General features: G+C 63.6%; 3 protein-coding genes. All 3 read left to right on the forward strand.

Annotation, left to right across the window (positions count from 1 at the left end):
* On the forward strand, nucleotides 1–912 hold a 912-nt coding region (locus tag ACZK5D_RS16795), incomplete at its 5' end, for a LacI family DNA-binding transcriptional regulator (RefSeq protein WP_463666148.1).
* A 116-nt stretch (nucleotides 913–1,028) separates the two neighbouring features.
* The gene (locus ACZK5D_RS16800; RefSeq protein WP_463666149.1) at nucleotides 1,029–2,003 is read left to right on the forward strand and encodes an ABC transporter substrate-binding protein; all 975 of its coding nucleotides are present in this window, start codon (nucleotides 1,029–1,031) and stop codon (nucleotides 2,001–2,003) included.
* A gap of 190 nt (nucleotides 2,004–2,193) precedes the next feature.
* Nucleotides 2,194–2,395: ATP-binding cassette domain-containing protein (locus ACZK5D_RS16805; RefSeq protein WP_463666150.1), on the forward strand; the 202-nt coding region annotated here is incomplete at its 3' end.

A 2,395-nucleotide genomic window follows, 5' to 3' on the forward strand; every position in this document is an offset into this window, starting at 1 on the left:
GGGTATGTGCCGAACAAGGCGGCTCGGGCTTTGCGGACGCAGTCTCCGGGTCCGGTGATCGTGATGACGGCTTCGACGGCCAACTACTACTACATCGACATGATCGACGGAATTCAGGCCGGGTTGCGTGAGGCGAAGATCGCGATGAGGTTCGCGGACCTGGCCCCGTCGGGTGAGTTTGACGCCGCGCTTGAGGACGCTGCGGTTGAAGAGGCTATGCAGTCCCGGGCGACGGGGCTGATCTCAACGCTGACCCTGAGCCCTGAGAACTACGTGAAGCTGACCCAGTGGGGCATCCCTGCGGTGTTCGTTGACTCTCAGGCGCCTGTCTCGCCGTTGGGTGCCGCCTCGGTGACTACCGACAACGCTGATGCCACCGCCCAGGTAGGTGAGCACCTAGCATTTCACGGCGTGAAGGACTGGGTGCTGTTGATCTACCCCCACCTATGGTCGACCCGCGCTGCCCGCGAGGCAGGTCTCCGAACGGCCGCAGAACGCCATGGCGCGACGCTGACGGTGCTCGAGAGCCACAACGATCCGACATCGGCTCGAGAGGTGCTCGATAATTACCTTTCCCAGCACAGCAATCGGACTCCGTTCGCTCTAGTAGCCGGTAACAACCCGTTGCTTCAAGGTGCATTCACGGCCTTGCGGGACCGTAGCCTGCGGGTACCGGAGGACGTCGTCCTGATTGCGTTCGACGAGTTCGCGTGGGCGCCCCTCCTCGATCCTCCCCTCACGGTCGTCGATGAAGACTCCCGGTCCATCGGCGAACTTGCGGCCCAGACGCTCACCACGATCATCAAGCGAAGCGCAGCCAAGAGCAGCGGCTCCAACGGTCCCGTCTACAACACTGGAGACGTGCGGGAGGTGAAAGCCAGTCTCCTGATCCGCAAATCCTGCGGCTGCTGACCGGGATCCATCCACCCCATCCCAGCCGTCCCCCCTCAATCCTTCCACGCCTGTGCGCGCCCCAAAGTAGGGGCGAGGTACATCTCTTTTCCCTCTCTTCAAAGTAAGGAACCCCCATGAAGAACACCAAGAAGGCCTTCGCCGGCTCCCTGCTGGCCCTGTCTGTGCTGGCCCTGGGTGCCTGCACTTCCGGTGACGTTCAAACCAGCGCGCCAGGCTCAGGTGGCGCAGCTGTGCCCGAGAAGATCGAGTCCATCGCACTGATGGTCCAAGACATGTCCAACCCCTTCTTCTCCGCCATGACCACCGGTGCTGAGGATGCGGCCGAGGAGCTCGGGGCCACGATCAATGTTCAGGACGCGCAACTGGATCTGGCGAACCAGAACACCCAGATTGATGCGTTCATCCAGCAGGGCGTCGATCTGATCGTCATCTCCGCCGTCGATGAGGATGGCATCGCTCCCGCGATCGAACGGGCTCGGGCGGCCGGGACCATCGTGATCGCCGTCGACACCCCTGCTGTGGGCGCCGACGCGGTGGTCATGACCGACGCCGTCGAAGCTGGCGAGGTTGCCTGCCGCTACCTGTTTGAGCAGATGGGCGGCGAGGGGAACATCCTCATCGTCGACGGCACCCCGATCCAGACGATCATCGATCGGATCACCGGTTGCGAGAACGTGATGGAGGAGTTCCCCGGCATCGAGGTCGTCGGCCACCAGGCGTCGAAGAACGACCGCGCCACAGGCCTGACGGTGACCACGGACATGCTCACCGCCACCCCCGACGTACAGGGCATCTTCGGCATGAACGATCCCTCTGCCCTCGGCGCCGTACTGGCAGTGGAACAGGCGGGACGCGCTGATGACATCATCGTCGTCGGAATCGACGGCAGCCCCGAAGCAGTCGAGGAACTCAACCGCGACGGCTCTCCCTTCGTCGCCTCCGCCACTCAGAACCCCGCCGAAATGGTGCGCCAGGCCGTGGCCATCGCCCAGCAGATCGTCGAAGGCAACCCGCCCGCGGAGAAGACCATCCTGATCCCCAGCGTCATCGTCACCCGCGACAGCGTCGACGAGTACGCCGGCTGGTGAACCTGACCGGGTGGGGCAGAGCGGACTCTGCCGCATCTGCCCCACCCCCACCACCAAGGAGATCAGCATGAGCACATCCCCCCCACCCCCACCACTGCTGGAACTACGCGGCATCTCGAAGCGATTTGGGGCCACCCTCGCTCTCGATGGGGCATCCTTCGACCTACGGCCAGGCGAGGTTCACGCCCTGATGGGTGAGAACGGAGCGGGCAAGTCGACACTGATGAAGATCCTCGCCGGGAACATCGCCCGAGACAGCGGAGAGATCCTCATCGACGGCAAGCCTGTCGACATCAACACCCCCGGCGACGCCCGAGCAAACGGAATCGCGATCATCCACCAGGAGATCAACACGGTGCCCGCGATGACCATCGCGGAGAACCTGGCACTAG

The sequence above is a fragment of the Tessaracoccus yangjingae genome (assembly GCF_055326235.1).

Coding starts and splice junctions, on each gene's coding strand:
- ACZK5D_RS16800 (WP_463666149.1), top strand. CDS start 1,029: ATGAAGAACACCAAGAAGGCCTTCGCCGGCTCCCTGCTGGCCCTGTCT.